This is a genomic window from Streptomyces sp. WP-1 (assembly GCF_030450125.1).
GTDB classification, from domain to species: Bacteria; Actinomycetota; Actinomycetes; order Streptomycetales; family Streptomycetaceae; genus Streptomyces; species Streptomyces incarnatus.
This window is the reverse complement of sequence record NZ_CP123923.1, coordinates 288,535-308,547: the sequence shown is the minus strand read 5'-3', so window position 1 is coordinate 308,547 and position 20,013 is coordinate 288,535. Positions and strand designations below refer to the sequence as shown.

The following is a 20,013-nucleotide window of genomic DNA, read 5'->3' as shown; positions in this document are numbered from 1 at the left end:
ATCCGACGACCATGACGTCTTCGACCCCTTCGAACCCCTCCGGCCCCGCCCGTCCCTCCCGGCGGGACCGCGCCGAGGCACTGCCCGAGCAGATGCGGGAGGCACTGCGCCGCCGACTCGCCGGGCGGGCCGGCGGCACCGCCCCGGCCGCCCGGCAGGGCATCCCGCGCGCCGACCGGGACCGCCCGCTGCCGCTGTCCTTCGCCCAGCAGCGCCTGTGGTTCCTGGACCGGCTCACGCCCGGCGACCCCCGCTACAACAGCGCGGTCGCGGTCCGCTTCACCGGCCCGCTGGACCGGGCGGCCCTGGAGGCCGCCCTGGCCGCCGTCGTGGCCCGGCACGAGGGGCTGCGCACCACCTTCGAGGAGACCGACGGCCGTCCGGCCCAGCGGGTGCACCCGGCGGGCCCGGTGCCGCTCCCGGTCCGGGACACCGCCGACCTGGACGCGGACCTGAGGGCGGAGTACGCCCGCCCCTTCGACCTGCGGCAGGGTCCGCTGCTGCGCGCCCTGCTGCTGCGCGAGTCCGCCACCGCGCATGTCCTGCTGCTGACGGCTCATCACATCGTCACCGACGGCTGGTCCATGGGCGTCGTCCTGGACGAGCTGTGCACCGCCTACGACGCCCTCGCCCGGGGTGCCGCACCGCAGCTGCCGCCGGTGGCCACGCAGTACCCGGACTTCGCCGTATGGCAGCGCGAACAGCTCTCGGGCGCCCGGCTCGACGACCAACTCGCGCACTGGAAGAAGCGGTTGACCGGCGCGGTGGCACCGGAACTGCCCCTGGACCGGCCCCGGCGCGGCGAGGAGGCGGGCACCGGCGCCGTCCACACCTTCACCGTCCCCGCCGCGCTCACCACCCGGCTGCGCGCCCTCGCCCGGGAGCAGCACAGCACCCTGCACACCGCCCTGGTCGCGGCGACGCAGGCCCTGCTGGCCCGCTGGTCGGGGCAGGACGACATCACCGTCGGCTCCCTGACCCCCGGCCGCTCCCGCACCGAACTGGAACGCACGGTCGGCTTCTTCGTGAACACCGTCGTGCTGCGCACCGCGGTGGACCGCTCCGGCTCGTTCCGGGCGCTGCTGGAGCGGGCCGCCGACACCGTCAACGACGCCTTCGCGCACGGCGACACGCCGTTCGAACGGGTCGTGGAGGCGGTCGGCGCACCCCGCGAGGCCGGCCGCAACCCGCTGTTCGACGTCCTCGTCCTGCTGCACCCCGACCCGCCCGCCGCGACCGCCCCGCACGGCCTCGCCACCAGCCCGGTCGACGTGCCCCGGCAGGCGGCCACCTTCGACCTCAGCGTGGAGTTCGTACCGGACGGCGAAGGCCTGACCGGACTGCTGGAGTACCGCACCGACCTGTTCGACGCGGCCACGGCCGAACGGCTGGCCGGACAGCTGCTGCGCCTGCTGGAGGGCGCCACCGCCACCCCGGACCGCCCGCTGGGCACCCTGCCGCTCCTGTCCGAGGCCGGGATACGCCAGGTCCTCGCCTTCGGGAACCCCGGCCCGCACCAGCCCGAGCCCGACGCCCTCCACGCGGAGCTGTTCGAACGCCGTGCCGCCCGCACCCCGGGCGCCCTCGCCCTCGTCGCGGGCGGCGAACGGCTCGACTACGGCACGCTCAACGCCCGCGCCAACCGGCTCGCCCACCACCTCATCGCACGCGGCGCCGGACCGGAGCGGCTGGTCGCGCTGCGGCTGCCGCGCACCGCCGACATGATCACCGCGATCCTCGCCGTCTGGAAGTCCGGCGCCGGCTACCTCCCGCTCGACACCGCCCTGCCCGAGGAACGCGTCCGGTACCTGCTGGACGACGCCCGTCCGGCCCTGGTGCTGGACGAGGCCGCCCTGCGCGCCGTACCCGCGACCGCCCCGGACACCGACCCGACCGACGCCGACCGGCGCGCCCCGCTGGACCCGGACCACACCGCGTACGTCATCCACACCTCCGGCTCCACCGGCCGCCCCAAGGGCGTCGCCGTGTCCCACCGCTCGGCGGCGCACCTGCTCGCGGCGCACCGGGCGGGCTTCGTCGCCGAGGCGGGCGGCGGCCCGCTCAGGGTCGCGCTCACCGCCTCGTTCTCCTTCGACACCTCCCTGGAGGGCGTGCTGCTGATGGCCGACGGCCATCCCCTGCACCTGGTCGACGAGGTGACCCGGATGGACCCGGCCGCCCTGGTCGAGTACGTCGTCGAGCACCGCGTGGACTTCCTCGACGTCACCCCCTCCTACCTGCGGCAACTGCTGCCCGCCGGGCTGCTCACCGACCCCCGGCACCACCCCCGCGTCCTCATGCTCGGCGGTGAGGCGGTCGGACCCGCGCTGTGGCGGGAGCTGGCCGCCCACCCGGACGTGGCCGCCCACAACTTCTACGGCCCCACCGAGTGCACCGTGGACGCGCTGTCCTGCCGCATCGACGGCGGGGACCGCCCGCTGGTGGGCCGACCGCTGCTCGGTGTGCGGGCCTATGTGCTGGACGACCGGCTCCAGCCGGTACCGCCCGGGGTCGGCGGCGAACTGTACCTCGCGGGCGGCCAGCTGGCCCGGGGCTACACCGGCCGCCCCGGTCTGACCGCCACCCGGTTCCTGCCCGACCCGTACGGCCCGGCCGGCACCCGCATGTACCGCACCGGCGACCTGGCCCGCTGGACCGCCGACGGCCGCCTCGACTACCTCGGGCGCGCCGACGACCAGGTCAAGGTGCGCGGCCACCGCATCGAGCCCGGCGAGATCGAGGCCGCGCTGCTCGCGCTGGACGGCCTCACCGCCGCCGCGGTCGTCGCCGTGCCCGACGCGCACGGGCACACCCGCCTCGCGGCCTACGTCGTGCCCGCGCCCGGCGCCCCCCGGCCCGTCCCCGCCGAACTGCGGGCCGCCCTGCGCCGCGTCCTGCCCGACGCCTGGGTGCCGTCCTCCTTCACCGCCCTGGACACACTGCCGCTGACCACCAGCGGCAAGCTGGACCGCCGTGCCCTGCCCGCACCGGAAACCCCGGACGTGGAGAGGGAGTTCGTCGCCCCCCGCACCCCCGAGGAGGAGACCCTCGCGGCCGTCTGGGCCGAGGTGCTGGGGGTGGACCGCGTCGGGGTCACGGACAACTTCTTCGAACTGGGCGGCGACTCGATCCTGAGCATCCAGGCCGTCTCCCGGGCCCGTGCCGCCGGGCTGCGGATCGGCTCGCAGGACGTCTTCCGGCACCAGACCGTCGCCGATCTGGCCGCCGCCGCGAGCCTGCGCACCGCCGCCGTGCCGGCGCCCCGCCGCCCGCGGCAGGAGGGACCCGCCCCGCTCACCCCGGTCCAGGAGTGGTTCTTCGCCACACACGGCCCGCTGCGGCACTTCAGCATGTCGATGCTGCTCGACCTGCCGTACGACCTCGACGAGCGGGCGCTGGAACAGGCGCTGGCCGCCCTGGTCGCCCGGCACCCGGCCCTGCGCACCCGCTTCGTCCGCTCCGGTGACACCTGGCTCCAGCACCCCGGCGCCGGCCCGGACACCCCGCCACTGACCCGCCACGCCCCCGGCACCCCGCCCGCCGAGGCCGCCGAGCAGGCCCGCGCGGCCCTCGACCCGGCCACCGGCACCCTGCTGCGCGCGGCCCTGCTCACCGGCGGGCAGCGTCCGCGGCTCTTCCTCACCGCCCACCACCTGGCCGTCGACAGCGTCTCCTGGCGGGTGCTGCTCACCGGCCTGGCGGAGGCCTACCGGCAGGCGGCGGCGGGGGAGGAGTCCCGGCCCGAGCCCGAGCACACCGCGTTCGCCGACTGGGCACGCGAACTGGCCGACCTGGTACGCGCCGGCGACCTCGACGACGACCTGCCCTACTGGACACAGGAGGTGGCGCAGCCCCGCAGCCCGCTCCCCGTCGACCTGCCCGGCACCCCGCTCGCCGGATCCGTGCGCACCGTCCGCACCCGCGTGGACCGCGCCACCACCGAGGCGCTGCTGCGCCGCGTCCCGGGGGTGTACCGCACCCAGGTCAACGACGTCCTGCTGAGCGCGCTCGGCCGGGTGCTGGCCGACTGGACGGGCACCGACCGGGTGACCGTCGCGCTGGAGGGCCACGGCCGCGAGGAGGACCTGGCCGAGGGCACCGACCTGTCCCGCACGGTGGGCTGGTTCACCACCCAGTACCCGGTCACCCTGACCCCGGCCGCACCGGACGACTGGGGGAGCACCCTCAAGGCCGTCAAGGAGCGGCTGCGGGCCGTGCCCCGGCGCGGCCTCGGCTACCAGGCGCTCGCGCACCTCGGCTCGCCCCGCCCGGAGGCCCGCGCCCTCGGCGAACTCCCGCTGCCCCAGGTCTGCTTCACCTACCACGGCCAGTGGGAGGCGCCCGGCGGCGGCGACTTCGCGCCCGCCGCCGACGTGCCCGGCCGGGACACCGACCCCGATGAGCCGCTCGACCACCTGCTGGACGTGTCCGCGCTGGTCGCCGACGGCGAGCTGGAGATCACCTGGCACTACAGCGACCAGGTGCACCGGGCCGACACCGTACGGCGGCTGGCCGACGGCATGGTGGGGGCCCTCGGCGCCCTCGCCGAGCACTGCGCGCGCCCCGGCGCGGGCGGCCGTACCCCCTCCGACTTCCCGCTGGCCCGCCTCGACCAGGCCGCGGTGGACCGCATCGCCGGCGACGGCCGGGACACCGAGGACCTGCTGCCGCTCACCCCGCTCCAGGAGGGCATGCTCTTCCACCGGCTGGTCGGCGGACCCGACGACGTCTACGTCGACCAGGCCGCGCTGCTCCTGGAAGGCGTCACCGACCCCGGTGCGCTCGCCCTGGCCTGGCAGCGGGTCACCGACCGCACCCCCGCCCTGCGCACCTCCGTGGTGTGGGAGGGCGTGCCGGTCCCGCTCCAGGTCGTGCACCGCCAGGTCACCGTGCCCGTCGAGCAGGTGGACTGGCGCGAGCTGGACCCGGCGGAGCGGGACGCGCGCTGGGACCGGCTGCGCGCCGACGACCTCGCGCGGGGGCTGGACCTCACCGCCGCCCCGCTGATGCGGCTCACCCTCGTCCGGCTGCCCGGGGACCGGCTGCACCTGCTGTGGACCTCCCACCACCTCATCCTGGACGGCTGGAGCCTGGCCCAGGTCCTCACCGAGGTGTTCGCCGAGTACACGGCGCTGACCACCGGCACCGCGCCCCGGCCCCCGGCCCGCCGGCCGTTCGGCGACTATGTGCGCTGGCTCGCCGGGCAGGACGGCGCGGCGGCCCGCGCGCACTGGCGGGACGTCCTCGCCGGGTTCGCCACCCCCACCCCGCTGCCCGCCGACCGGACCCGGCGCCCGGGACACGAGACCCGCTCCGGCGGCCTGCACACGGCCGGTCTGTCCGACGAGGTCTCCGCGCGGCTGGCCCGCACCGCCCGCGCCGCCGGGCTCACCCTCGGCACCGTGGTGCAGGGCGCCTGGGCGCTGCTGCTGTCCCGCTACAGCGCCGAGCCGGACGTGCTGTTCGGCACCACCGTCTCCGGGCGCCCCGACGACCTGCCCGGCGTCGAGTCGATGGTCGGCATGTTCATCAACACCCTGCCCACCCGCGTCCGCGTCGACGGCCGCCGTACCGCCACCGCCTGGCTCAGGGAACTCCAGGAAGCACAGGCCGACGCACGGCGGTTCGCGGCGGTGTCCCTCGCCGAGCTGACCGCGCTGAGCGACGTGCCGTCCGGCAGCCCCCTGTTCGACAGCATGGTCGCCTTCGAGAACTACCCCTTCGACGAGGCCCGTTCGGACGGCACCGGGATACGCCTGGCGGACGTCTCCGCCCGCGACGCCACCAACTACGCGCTCGTGCTGCGCGCCTACCAGGGCGACCGGTTCGGCTTCGACCTCGCCTACGACCCGCAGCTCTTCGAACCCGCGACCGTACGGGACGTCGCCGACCGGCTGTGCCTGCTGCTCACCGAGCTGGCCGAGGACCCGGAGCGGCCGGTGCGCGACCTCGCCTGGATCACCGCCGAGGAACGGCGGCGCCTCCCGGCCGAGTGGAACGGCACCGAGGAGGGCCGGCCCACCGACACCCTGGACGGCCTCTTCACCGCCCAGGCCGCCCGCACGCCCGGCGCCGAGGCCGTCAGCTGCGGCACCGACCGGCTCGACTACGCCACCCTCGACGCGCGCTCCGGACAGCTCGCCCACCGGCTCGCCGAACTCGGCGCCGGACCCGAGACGTTCGTGGCCCTGGCACTGCCCCGCTCCACCGACCTCGTGGTGGCCGTCCTCGCCGTGCTGAAGACCGGCGCCGCGTACCTGCCCATCGACCCCCGGCTGCCCGCCGAACGGGTACGGCACCTGCTCGCCGACGCCGCCCCGGTGGCGCTCGTGACCACCGGCGGGGCCGAGGGCGGCCCCGTCGTACCCCTGCTGCCGCTGGACGACCCCGGGGTCCGCGCCGACCTGGCCCGCCGCCCGGCCACCGGCCCGGCCCGCCGCGCCCTGCCCGACAGCCCCGCCTACGCCATCTACACCTCCGGCTCCACCGGCCGGCCCAAGGGCGTCGTCGTCCCGCACGCCAACGTGGTCCGCCTGTTCGGCCGCACCCGGCACTGGTTCGACTTCGGCCCCGACGACGTGTGGACGCTGTTCCACTCCTACGCCTTCGACTTCTCCGTGTGGGAGCTGTGGGGCCCGCTGCTGCACGGCGGCCGGCTGGTGATCGTCCCCGAGGACACCGCGCGCTCCCCGGAGGACTTCCTGCGGCTGCTCGCCGACGAACGGGTCACCGTCCTCAACCAGACCCCCTCCGCGTTCTACCCGCTGGTCCGGGCGGACGCCGAACTCCCCGACGTCAGCGCCCGGTTGGCCCTGCGCACGGTGATCTTCGGCGGTGAGGCACTGGACGTGGACCGGCTCGCCGACTGGTACCTGCGCCACCCGGACACCGCGCCGCGCCTGGTGAACATGTACGGCATCACCGAGACCACCGTGCACGTCACCTACGCCCCGCTGGACCGCTTCACCGCCCGCACCGGGGCCGCGAGCCCCATCGGCACCGGCATCCCGGACCTGCGGGTGCATGTGCTGGACGACCTGCTGCGGCCCGTGCCCCCCGGCGCCGTCGGCGAGCTGTTCGTCGCGGGCGAGGGCCTGGCGCGCGGCTACCTGAACCGGCCCGGCCTCACCGCGACCCGGTTCCTCGCCGACCCGTTCGGACGGCCCGGCACCCGCATGTACCGCACCGGGGACCGGGCCCGCCGCCGGGCCGACGGCTCCCTGGAGTACCTCGGCCGCGCCGACCAGCAGGTGAAGATCCGCGGCTACCGCATCGAACCCGGCGAGATCGAGGCCGCCCTGCACACCCACCCGGGCGTGGGCGCCGCCGCCGTCGGCGTGTACGAGGACGCCACCGGGACCCGCCGCCTGGTCGCCCACGTCGTCGGCACCGGCTCCGGCGACCGCACCGCGCCACCGCCGCCCGCCGCCGAACTGCGCGCCCACCTGGAGGCGTTGCTGCCCGCGCACATGGTGCCGGCGGCCTACGTACCGATGGCCGCGCTGCCGCTCACCGTGAACGGCAAGCTCGACCGGCGCGCCCTGCCCGCCCCCGGCCCCGACGGCTTCGCCGCCGACCGCGAGCGGACCCCGCTGCGCACCCCCGCCGAACGGCTGGTCGCCGCCGCCTGGACGGACGTCCTGGACACCGACGAGGTCGGCGCCGACGACGACTTCTTCGCCCTCGGCGGCGACTCCATCCTCGCCGTGCGGGTCACCTCCCGGCTGCGCGCCGCCTTCGGCACCGACGTCTCGCCCCGGCTGCTGTTCACCCACTCCACGCTGTCCGACCTCGCGACCGCGCTCGGCGAACCGGCGGGGGCCGCGCACACCGCCGACGTCATCCCGGCCCTCCCCGCGGACACCCCCGCGCCGCTGTCGTACGCGCAGCAACGCCTGTGGTTCCTCGACCGGTTCGAACCCGGCAGCACCGAGTACACCACCCTGTCCGCGCTGCGGCTGCGCGGCCCGCTGGACACCGCCGCCCTCGGCGCCGCCCTGGACGGCCTGGTCGCCCGGCACGAGACCCTGCGCACCACGTTCGCCGAACACGACGGGCAGGCCCGGCAGATCGTCCAACCGGCGCGGCCCGTCGACCTGCCGGTGACCGAACTCCCGGACATCACGGCCCTGGACGGCTTCCTGGAGCGGGTGGCCGCCACCCCCTTCGACCTGACCACCGGACCGCTGCTGCGCGCCCGCCTGGCCCGGCTGGCCGCCGACGACCACGTCCTCGTCCTGGCCGTGCACCACATCGTCACCGACGGCTGGTCCATCGGCGTGCTCGGCCGTGACCTGAGCGAGCTGTACGCGGCGGCCCTCGCGGACCGTCGCCCCGAACTGCCCGCGCTGCCCGTCCGTTACGCCGACCACGCCGCCTGGCAGCGGGCCCGCGCCGACCGGGCCGAGACCGAACTCGCCCACTGGCGAGAAGCCCTGGACGGTGTCACCCCGCTGGAACTGCCCACCGACCGGCCGCGCCCGGCGGTCCGCACCCGCGACGGCGACCTGGTGACCTTCACCCTGCCCGCCGCGCTGACCGGGCGGCTGCGCGAGCGCGGCCGGGAGGCCGACGCCACCCTGTACATGACGCTGGTGGCGGCCTGCCAGATCCTGCTCGCGCGCTGGGCCGGACAGGAGGACATCACCGTCGGCACCGTGACCGCGGGACGCGACCGGCCCGAACTGCACGACGTGGTCGGCATGTTCGTCAACACCCTGGTGCTGCGCTCCCGGGTCCGTCCCGAACTGCCCTTCCGTGAGCTGCTGTCCGAGGTCCGCACGACCGTCCTGGACGCGTTCGCCCACCAGGAGGTGCCCTTCGAGCGGGTGGTGGACGCCGTCCAGCCCGAGCGGGACACCAGCCGCACCCCGCTGTTCCAGGTCATGGTCGCCCTGCACAACCTCGACGCCGAGCCGCCCCGGCTGCCCGGTCTGACCGCCGAGCCGGTCACCCCGCCGGTCCGCAACGCCACCTTCGACCTGGCCTTCGACTTCGTCGAGACCGACAGTGGTCTGACCGGCTATCTGGAGTACAACACCGGGCTCTTCGACCGCGACACCGCCGAGCGCCTGGCCGGCCGGCTGCGCGTCCTGCTGGAGGCCGCCACCGAGGCCCCGGAGCGGGCCGTCGGCGCGCTGCCCCTGATGACCGACGACGAACGGCGGCAGGTGCTCCGCCACGGCGAGGGCGTCCGGCTGCCCGAGCCGGACACCACCTTCCCCGCCCTGTTCGAGGCCCGGGCCGCCCGCACCCCGCACCACACCGCCCTGGTCGCCCGCGACACCACCCTCGACTTCGCCACGCTCGACGAGCGCGCCAACCGGCTCGCCCACCACCTCATCGCCCAGGGCGCCGGCCCCGAGGACATCGTCGCCGTACGCCTCCCGCGCACCTCCGAGCAGGTGATCGCGCTGCTCGCGGTCGCCAAGGCGGGCGCCGCCCTGCTCAGCCTCGATCCCGAACTCCCGAAGGAACGGGCGGACTTCCTGCTGGCCGACGCCCGTCCGCACACCCTGCTCGCCGACCTCGCCGAAGTGCCCTGGGACCGGCTGCCCGCCCACGACCCGACCGACGCCGACCGCGTCCGGCCCCTGCTGCCCGGGCACACCGCCTACGTCATCTACACCTCCGGCTCCACCGGCCGGCCCAAGGGCGTCGCCGTCGAACACCGGCAGCTGGTCAACCTGTGCCACGACCACGAGAGGGGCCTGCTCGCCCCGCACACCGGCGACGGCCGCCGGCTGCGCGCCGCGCTCAGCGCCTCCTTCTCCTTCGACACCTCCTGGGAAGGGCCGCTGCTGCTCGCCCTCGGCCACGAGGTGCACCTCATCGACGAGGACGTACGCCTGGACCCAGAGGCGTTCTGCGCCCAGGTCGCCGACCGCCGGCTCGACCTGGTGAACGTCACCCCCTCCTTCCTGCGGGAGCTGACCTCCGCCGGCCTGCTGGCCCCCGGCCGCCACCACCCGGGCCTGCTGCTCGTCGGCGGCGAGGCCGTCACCCCGGCCGACTGGCGCGAACTCGCGCGGGTGGAGCGGGAGTCGGGGATCGCCGTGTACAACATGTACGGCCCCACCGAATGCACCGTCGACGCCGTCTACGGCCGCGTCGCCGACCGCCCCGACCGGCCCGTCATCGGCCGCCCCGGCGGCAACCTGCGCGCCTATGTGCTCGACGGCGCCCTGCGCCCGGTGCCGCCCGGGGTACCCGGCGAGCTGTACCTGGCCGGGGCCCAGGTCGCCCGCGGCTACCTGAACCGGCCCGGCCTCACCGCCGCCCGCTTCGTCGCCGACCCGTTCGGGGCGCCGGGCGAGCGGATGTACCGCACCGGGGACCGGGCCCGCTGGGACCGGGACGGGCTGCTGGAGTTCCTCGGCCGGGTGGACGAGCAGGTCAAGATCCGCGGGTTCCGCATCGAGCCCGGCGAGGTGGAGGCCGCCCTCCTCGGCCACCCGGACATCACCGACGCCGCCGTCGCCGCACGCGAACACGCGGGGCGCTTCATCCTCGTCGGCTACGTGGTGCCGGCCGGCGACCGCGTCCCGTCCGCCGACGACCTGCGCCTCGCGCTGCGCCGCACCCTGCCCGACCACATGGTGCCCACCGCGTTCGTCCCGCTGGCCCGCATCCCGCGCACCACCAGCGGCAAGACCGACCGGCGCGCCCTGCCCGCCCCGCCCGCGCAGCCCGACAGCACCACCCCCTACGTCGCCCCCCGGCCCGGCGCCGAGGAACGCCTGGCCGCGATCTGGGCCCAGGTCCTCGGCGTCGAACGGGTCGGCACCCGTGACAACTTCTTCGCGCTCGGCGGCGACTCCATCCTGAGCATCCAGATCGTCGCCCGCGCCCGGCAGGCCGGACTCGCCCTCACCACCAAGGACGTCTTCCGTCACCAGACCATCGCCGAACTGGCCCTGCGCACCGAGGAGTCGGCGCCCCGGTCCGTCGCCGCCGAGCAGACCGGCGAGGCACCGCTCACCCCGATCCAGCACTGGTACCTCGACGGCCGCGACCCCGGGGACCGGCTCCGCTTCACCATGACCCAGCGCCTCGAACTCGCCCCCGGCATAAGCGAGTCGGCCGTCCGTGAGGCCGTCGACGCCCTCGTGCGCCACCACGCGGCCCTGCGCACCCGGTTCCACCGCACCGCCGACGGCTGGCGCCAGGAAGCCCTGCCGCAGGCACCGGACGGCGTCTTCAGCCACCACGACACGGCCGCGCTCACCGGCGCCGCACTGGAGGCCGAGGTCCAGCGGCTCACCGACGAGGCGCAGTCCGCGCTCGACCCCGTCGAGGGCCGCGTCGTGCGCGCCCTGTTCTTCGACCGGGGCCCGGCACAGGCGCCCCAGCTCGTCATCACCGCCCACCACCTGGTGATCGACGGCGTCTCCTGGCGCATCCTGCTGGCCGACCTGGAGACCGCCCACCGGGCTGCCGCGGCCGGCCGGCCCGTCGAACTCCCCGCCACCGGAACCTCGTTCACCCAATGGGCCACCCGGCTCGACCGGCACACCCGCTCCGGTGCCCTGGACGCCGACCTGGCGTACTGGACACGCACCGCCGACGCCCCCGCCGCCCTGCCCGCGGGCCGCCCCGGCCCCAACACCCACGGCACCGCCGCCACCCTCACGGTCACCCTGGACGCCGCGACCACCGACGCCCTGCTGCGCAAGGTCCCGGACACCTACCGCACCCAGGTCAACGACGTGCTGCTCAGCGCCCTCGGCCGCACCCTGGCCCGCTGGTGCGGGCACGGCACCGTGCTGCTGGGCGTGGAGGGACACGGCCGGGAGGACCTGTTCGAGGACGCCGACCTGTCGCGGACCGTCGGCTGGTTCACCGCCGAGTACCCGCTCGCCCTCACCACCGACCCCGACGCCGGGTGGCACGACACCCTCCGCTCGGTCAAGGAGCAGCTGCGCGCGGTGCCGCTGCACGGACTGAGCCACGGCGCCCTGCGCCGCCTCGTCCCCGGCAGCCCGCTGACCGGCGCCCCGGCCCCGCAGATCGGCTTCAACTACCACGGCCAGTGGGACACCGGCAACGCCGACGGCGGCGGCCTGGTCCGCGGCGCCCTGCCCCCGGCCGGCCGCGACACCGACCCGGACGAACCCCGCCCCTACGTGCTGGACATCACCGGGGTCGTCCAGGACGGGCGCCTGGAGTTCGGCTGGACCTACCCGGCGGCCGTCCACGACGAGGACACCGTCCGCCGGCTCGCCGAGGAGACCCTCGCCGCGCTGCGGGACATCGTGGCCCACTGCGCCCAGCCCACGGCGGGCGGCCGCACACCCTCCGACTTCCCGCTCGCCGGGCTCGCCCAGGACCAGCTGGACCGGCTCATCGGCACCGGCCGGGACGTCGAGGACGTCCTGCCGCTCACCCCGCTCCAGGCCGGCATGCTCTTCCACGGCCTCGTGGACACCGAGCACGCCTACTTCGACCGCACGGCCGTACGGCTCGCCGGAGTGGCCGACCCGGGGGCCTTCGCCACCGCCTGGCAGCAGATCGCGGACCGCACCCCGGCCCTGCGCGGCTCCGTGCACTGGCACGGCCTGCCCCACCCCGTCCAGGTGGTCCACCGGCACGCCGAACTGCCCGTCACCCGGCTCGACTGGCGCGCCCTGACACCCGCACAGCGCGCGGCGGCCACCGAGCGGCTGCTCGCCGAGGACCGCGCGGCCGGCATGGACCTCACCACCGCACCCCTCACCCGGCTCACCCTGGCCGCCCTGCCCGGCGACGAGGTCCTGCTGGTGTGGTCCACCCACCACATCGTCCTGGACGGCTGGAGCACCGGGCAGCTGCTCACCGAGGTGTGCGAACGCTACGCCGCCCTCACCGGCGGCCCGGACCCGGCGCCCCCGGCCCGACGGCCGTTCGCGGACTTCCTGCACTGGCTCGCCGCCCAGGACGAGACGGCGGCCGAACGGCACTGGTCCGAGGCGCTGTCCGGCTTCACCGCCCGCACCCCGCTGCCGTACGACCGCACGCCCGCCGAGGCCCACCGCGCCCGGTCGGCCGCCGCCGTCCACCACGAGCTGGACGCGGACGTCTCGCGCAGGCTGCGGGAGAGCGCCGCACGCGCCGGACTCACCGTCAACACCGTCCTGGAGGGCGCCTGGGCCCTGCTGCTGGCCCGCTCCAGCGGCCAGGACGACGTGGTGTTCGGCACCACGGTCTCCGGCCGTCCGGCCGAACTGCCGGGCGTCGAAGGCATGATCGGCATGTTCATCAACACCGTGCCGACCCGGGTCCGGATCCCCTCCGGACCGGTCCTGCCGTGGCTGCGCGGCCTCCAGGAACGGCAGAGCGACGCCCGCCGCTTCGACTTCCTCGCCCTGCCCCGCATCCAGGCCATGAGCGAAGTCCCGCCCGGCGAGTTCCTGTTCGACAGCATGCTGGTCTTCGAGAACTACCCCGTGGACGAGTCGGCGACGGCCCGTACCGGCGTCCGGGTCGAGGAGGTGCGCGCCGACGACGCCACCACCTTCCCCTGGTGCCTGCGCGCCCACCTCGCCGAACGGCTCGGTTTCGACCTCGCCTACGACCCCGCCCTGTTCGACCCCGCCACCGCCGAGCGCGCCGCGGACCGCCTGGCCGCGCTGCTGACCGCCCTCGCCGACGGCTTCGACACCGGCCTGGACGGGCTCGACCTGCTCGTCCCGGCCGACCGCGCACTGCTCGCCGCCTGGAACACCACCGCCCGGCGGGCCGACCCGCGCAGCCCGGTCGACCTGTTCGCCGACCAGGCCCGGCGCACCCCCGACGCCGTCGCGGTCCAGGACGGCGACCGGGAACTGACCTACCGGCAGCTGCACGACCGGGCCGCCGCGCTGGCCGCCCGGCTGCTGGCGGACGGGCTCGCGGCCGAGGACCGGGTGGCGCTGCTCCTGGACCGCTCCGCCGAACTCGTCGTCGCCCAGCTCGCCGTGCTCATGGCCGGCGGCGCCTACCTGCCCGTCGACACCCGCGCCCCCGAGGAACGCCGCCGCACCCTGCTCGACGGGGCCGGCGCGACGGTCCGGCTCACCGCCGCCGACGTGGCCGCCGCCCGGACCGGCAGCGCCGCACAGCACCTCCCGGCCGCCGACCCCGACCGGCTGGCCTACGTGATGTTCACCTCCGGCTCCACCGGCCTGCCCAAGGCGGTCGCGGTACGGCACCGGGACGTGGCCGCGCTCGCCACCGACAGCCGGTTCGCCGACGGCGTGTGCGACCGGGTGCTGCTGCACTCGCCGGTGGCCTTCGACGCCGCCACCTTCGAGGTGTGGGCGCCACTCCTCAACGGCGGCCGGGTGATCGTCGCGCCGGACGGCAGCGTGGACGCCGCCCTGCTGCGCCGGTACGCCGACGGCGGCGGGCTGACCGCGCTGTGGCTGACCGCCGGACTGTTCCGGCTGCTCGCCCAGGACGCCCCCGACTGCTTCCGGGGCCTGCGGCAGGTGTGGACCGGCGGTGACGTGGTGCCCGCCCCGGCCGTGCGCCGGGTCCTCACCGCCTGCCCCGGCCTGACCGTCGTGGACGGCTACGGCCCCACCGAGACGACGACCTTCGCCACGTCCTTCGCGCTCGCCGACCCGGCGACGGTCCCCGACACCCTGCCCATCGGCCACCCGCTCGACGACATGCGCGTCCACGTCCTCGACGCCCGGCTACGGCCCGTACCGCCGGGCTGCGCGGGCGAGCTGTACCTCGCCGGGGAAGGCGTCGCCCGCGGCTACCTCGGCCGCCCCGGCGACACCGCCGCCCGCTTCCTCCCCGACCCGTTCGGGGCGCCCGGCGAGCGGATGTACCGCACCGGCGACCTGGCCCGCAGGCGGCCGGACGGCACCGTCGAGTTCCTCGGCCGCGCCGACGACCAGGTCAAGATCCGCGGCTTCCGGGTGGAGCCCGGCGAGGCCGAGGCCGCGCTCGCCGCCCACCCGGACATCACCGACATCACCGTGGTGGCCCGCGAGGACCGGCCCGGCGCCAAGCGGCTCGTGGCGTACGTCGTCGGACCCGCCGCCGACGGCATCGAGGAACTGCGGGCCTTCGCCGTCCGCACCCTGCCCGACTACCTCGTCCCCACCGCCTTCGTCCCGCTCGACGCCCTCCCGCTGAGCCGCAACGGCAAGGTCGACCGCGCCGCCCTGCCCGCGCCCGACACCCAGCCCGGGCGTGCACGGGTGGCGCCCCGCACCGAGGCCGAGCGCCGCACCGCGGACGTCTTCGGCGAGGTGCTGGGCAGCGAACCGCCCGGTGCCGAGGACGACTTCTTCCAGCTGGGCGGCGACTCGATCCTCAGCATCCGGCTCGCCTCCCGCCTCGCGGAGGTCTTCGACACCGAGGTGACACCCCGCGCGGTGTTCACCCACCCCACACCGGCGGCGCTGGCCCGGCTGCTCGGCGACCGGCAGGGCTCCGGCCGCCCGGCCATCGTCCCGGTCGCCCGGGACGCGGTCGCCCCGATGTCCCACGCCCAGCAACGCCTGTGGTTCCTCCACGAGTTCGAGCCCGCGGGCGCCGAGTACGTCACCGCGCTCGCCCTGCGGCTGCGCGGCACCCCGGACACCGCGGCGCTCCGCGCGGCCCTCGCCGCCGTGGTCGCCCGGCACGAGGCACTGCGCACCACCTTCGACAGCGTCGACGGGCACGGCATCCAGCGTGTGCACCCGCCGCGCGAGGTCCCGCTGCCGGAGCACGACCTGACCGGTCTCGCCCCGGCCGACCGGGAACCCGGGCTGCGCCGCCTGCTCGCCGCCGAACGCGCCCGGCCGTTCGACCTGCGCGAGGGCCCGCTGCTGCGGGCCGGCCTGGTCCGGCTCGCCGACGACGACCACGTGCTCACCCTCGCCCTGCACCACATCGTCACCGACGGCTGGTCCACCTCCGTCCTGCTCGGCGACCTCGCCCACTACTACCGGGCCGAACTCGGCGTCGCCCAGGCGCCGTTGCCGCCGCTCCCGGTGCAGTACGCCGACTACGCCCACTGGCAGCGCACCACCGGGGACACCGGCGCCGACGAACACCTCGCCTACTGGAAGGCGCACCTGGCCGACACCGCCCCCCTGGAGCTGCCCACCGACCGGCCCCGGCCGCCGGTGCGCACCAGCGCCGGCGCCACCGCCCGGCTGGTGGTGCCCGCCCGGACCGTACGCGGCCTGACCCGGCTCGCCCGCGACCACGGCACCACCCTGTTCACCACGCTCGTCGCCGCCGCCCAGGCCTACCTGGCCCGGCTCTCCGGTGCCGAGGACATCGCCGTCGGCACCGTCACCTCCGGCCGCGACCGGCCCGAGACCCAGGCCCTCGTCGGGTTCTTCGTGAACACCCTGGTGCTGCGCTCCCGGGCCGAGGCGGGGACCCCCTTCTCCGGGTTCCTCACCGCCGTACGGGGGACCGTCCTGGACGCCTTCGCCCACCAGGACGTGCCCTTCGAACGGGTCGTCGACGAGGTGCAGCCGGTCCGGGACACCAGCCGCAGCCCGCTCTTCCAGGTCATGGTCGTCCTCCAGAACACCCCGGCCGCCGGCCTCGACCTGCCCGGACTGGACGTCACCGACGTCGAACCCGACTCGGACCAGGCCGCGTTCGACCTCACCCTGGAGTTCGCCGAGAGCGACTCGGGGGAACTGCACGGCCTGCTCACCTACAACACCGACCTGTTCGACCCGGCCACGGCCGAGCGGATGGCCGGTCAGCTCGGCACCCTGCTGCACGCCGTCGCCACCGACCCGCACCGCCCGCTGGGCGCCCTGCCGCTGTCCTCCGACGGCGAGCTGAAGGCACTGCTCGACCAGGGCCGCGGCGACTTCCCGCCGGTGCCCGAGCGCACCCTGCCGGACCTGTTCGAACAGCAGGCGGCCCGCACCCCGGACGCGGTCGCGCTGGTGGACGGCGACCGCGAGCTGAGCTACGCCGAGGTGGACCGGGCGGCCAACCGGCTGGCCCACCGGCTCATCCGGGACGGCGTCGGACCCGAGCGGGTGGTCGCCCTGGCGCTGCCCCGCTCGGCGGCGACCGTCGTGGCCCAGCTCGCCGTCGCCAAGGCCGGCGGCGCCTTCCTGCCCGTCGACCCGAACTACCCCGAGCAGCGACGGGAGTTCATGATCCGGGACGCGGGCGCCCACCTGGTCCTCGACGACCCCGCCGGGGTATGGGCGGCCGACGGACCGGAGTCCGCGCCCACGGACGCCGACCGCGCCCGCCCGCTGACCCCCGCCCGCCCCGCCTACGTCATCTACACCTCCGGCTCCACCGGCACACCCAAGGGCGTCGTCGTCACCCACCGGGGCCTGGCCTCCTTCGCCGCCGCGGCCGCCGAACGGTACGAGGCGGGCCCCGGCGACCGGGTGCTCCAGTTCGCCTCGCCCAGCTTCGACGCCTCCGTGCTGGAACTGTGCGTGTCCCTGCTCAGCGGGGCCGCGCTGGTGACCGGCGAGGAGGGACCGCTGGTCGGCGAGCGGCTGGCCGAGGTCCTCGCCGTACGACGCGTCAGCCACACGCTGATCCCGCCGGCCGCGCTCGCCACCGTCCCGCCCGAGACCGCCGCCGCCCTGCCCCACCTGCGCACCCTCATCGTGGGCGCGGAGGCCTGCCCCGCCGACCTCGTCGCCGCCTGGGCGCCGGGCCGCCGCATGATCAACTCGTACGGGCCCACCGAGGCGACCGTCGTCGCCACCTGGACCGGACCGCTCGCCCCCGGCACCGGCGCGCCGCCCATCGGCCGCCCCTCCGGCAGCACCCGCGTCCATGTCCTCGACGCCGCCCTGCGCCCCGTACCGCCCGGCGTGACCGGCGAGCTGTACATCGCGGGACCCGGCCTCGCCCGCGGCTACCTCGGCCGGCCGGGACTCACCGCCCAGCGGTTCGTGGCCGACCCGTTCGGCGGCCCGGGGGAGCGGATGTACCGCACCGGGGACCTGGTCCGCTGGACCGCCGACGGCCTGCTCAGGTTCGCCGGACGCGCCGACGACCAGGTCAAGCTGCGCGGCTTCCGCATCGAGCCCGGCGAGATCGAGAGCGCGCTGCGCACCAGCCCCCTGGTGCGGGACGCCGTGGTGGTCGTACGCCCGGGGGAGATGCCCGGCGCACCGGACCGGCTCGTCGGCTACGTCGTACCGGCGCCCCCGTCCACCCCCGAGCACTCCGGCGCCGCGCTGTCCGTCAGCGAGCTGCGGCTGCACCTCGCCGGGCTGCTGCCGCCGCACATGGTGCCGTCGGTGTTCGTACCGCTGGAGCGGCTGCCGCTCACCCCCAACGGCAAGACCGACCGGAACGCCCTGCCCGCCCCCGGCCCGGCGCAGGCCGCCGACGGACCGCGCACCGCGCCCCGCACCGACACCGAACGCCGGGTCGCCCGCATCTGGGCCGACGTCCTCGGCATCGAGGAGGTCGGCGCCGACGACAACTTCTTCGCGCTCGGCGGCGACTCCATCCTCAGCATGCAGGTCGTCTCCCGGCTGCGCCGCGACGGACTGCACGTCGCCACCCGCGACCTGTTCACGCACCAGACCGTCGCCGAACTCGCCGCCGTGGTCCGCACCGCGCCCCGGCCGTCCGACGACGGCCCGGTCACCGGCGAGGTGCCGCTCACCCCGATCCAGGAGTGGTTCCTCACCAAGCCCCGCGCGGCCCACCACCACTTCAACCAGTCGGCGCTCCTCGAACTCGACGGCGCCCCCGACCCCGAGGCGCTGCGCGCCGCGCTCGACGCCCTGCTGGACCACCACGACGCCCTGCGCATGCGGTTCACCCGGGACGAACACGGCTGGCGGCAGTTCAACCCGCCGCCCGCCCCCGGCCAGGACATCCTCGTCCGGCACGACCTGAGCGGACTGTCCGCCGAGGACGCCGACGCGGCCATGGCGAAGGCCGCCGACGAACTGCACGCCGGCTTCGACCTGGCCCACGGCCCGCAACTGCGCGCCGCCCTGTTCACCGGCGACCCGGACCGGCCCGTGTTCCTGCTGCTGGTCGCCCACCACCTCGTGGTGGACGCCGTCTCCTGGCGCGTCCTGCGCGACGACCTGGAGACCGCCTACCGGCAGGCCCGCGCGGGCGACCCCGTCGGCCTGGGGGAGCGCGGCACCAGCTTCCGGGACTGGTCCACCCGGCTGTCCGCGTACGTCGCCGAGGGCGGCCTCGACCACGAACTGCCCCACTGGGAAGAGGCCGTACGCTCCGAACCCGCCTCCGTGCCGCCCGCGCCCGGGGCCGACGCGGGGCCGGCCGCCACCGTGAGCGTGGAACTCGGCGAGGAGGACACCACCGCCCTGCTCCGCGCCGCGCCCACCGCCTACCGCACCCGCGTCAACGACGTGCTGCTCGCGGCCCTCGCCCTCGCGCTGGCCCGCTGGACCGGGCACGACCGCGTCCGCCTCGACCTGGAGGGGCACGGCCGCGAGGACCTGCTCGACGGCGTCGACCTGTCCCGCACCGTCGGCTGGTTCACCACCGTCTATCCCGTCGCCCTCCAGGTGTCCGACCCCGGCGACCTCGGCCCCGACCGCGACTGGCGGTCCCTGGTGAAGTCGGTACGGCGCCAGCTGCGCGCCGTGCCCGGCAACGGGATCGGCTTCGGCGCGCTGCGCACCTTCGGTCCGCCCGAGGTCCGTGAACGCCTCGGCGACCACGCCCACAGCCAGGTGGTGTTCAACTACCTCGGCCAGTGGGACGCCCGCCCCGAGACCGGTGACGGCGGCCTGGTCCGCGCCGAACACGGCTCCTTCGGGCAGGACCACGATCCCCGGGACCCCGGCTCGCACCCGGTGGAAGTGGTGGGCGCCGTCCAGCACGGCCGGCTCGCCTTCACCTGGCACCACCGGCCCGGCCTCCACGACACGGCGAGCGTGCGCCGGGTGGCGGAGGACTTCGCCGAGGCCCTGCGCCAACTCGCCCGGCACGCCAGGGGAGGCCGATGACGGCGTTCCCCCACGAGGCACCGTCCCGGCGCACCGCCCGGTACGGGCCTCGCGCGCCCCGCGCCCCGACGGCCGCCTGCCGCTCGCTGCCCGCCGCCCGCGG

The 20,013-nt window shown here is 76.1% G+C and carries 1 protein-coding gene; it reads left to right on the top strand.

Annotated elements, in window-relative coordinates:
• Positions 1-11: 11 nt before the first annotated feature.
• Positions 12-19,910, top strand: coding sequence for a non-ribosomal peptide synthase/polyketide synthase (locus QHG49_RS00990; RefSeq protein WP_301486883.1), 19,899 nt, complete (start codon positions 12-14; stop codon positions 19,908-19,910).
• Positions 19,911-20,013 lie beyond the last annotated feature (103 nt).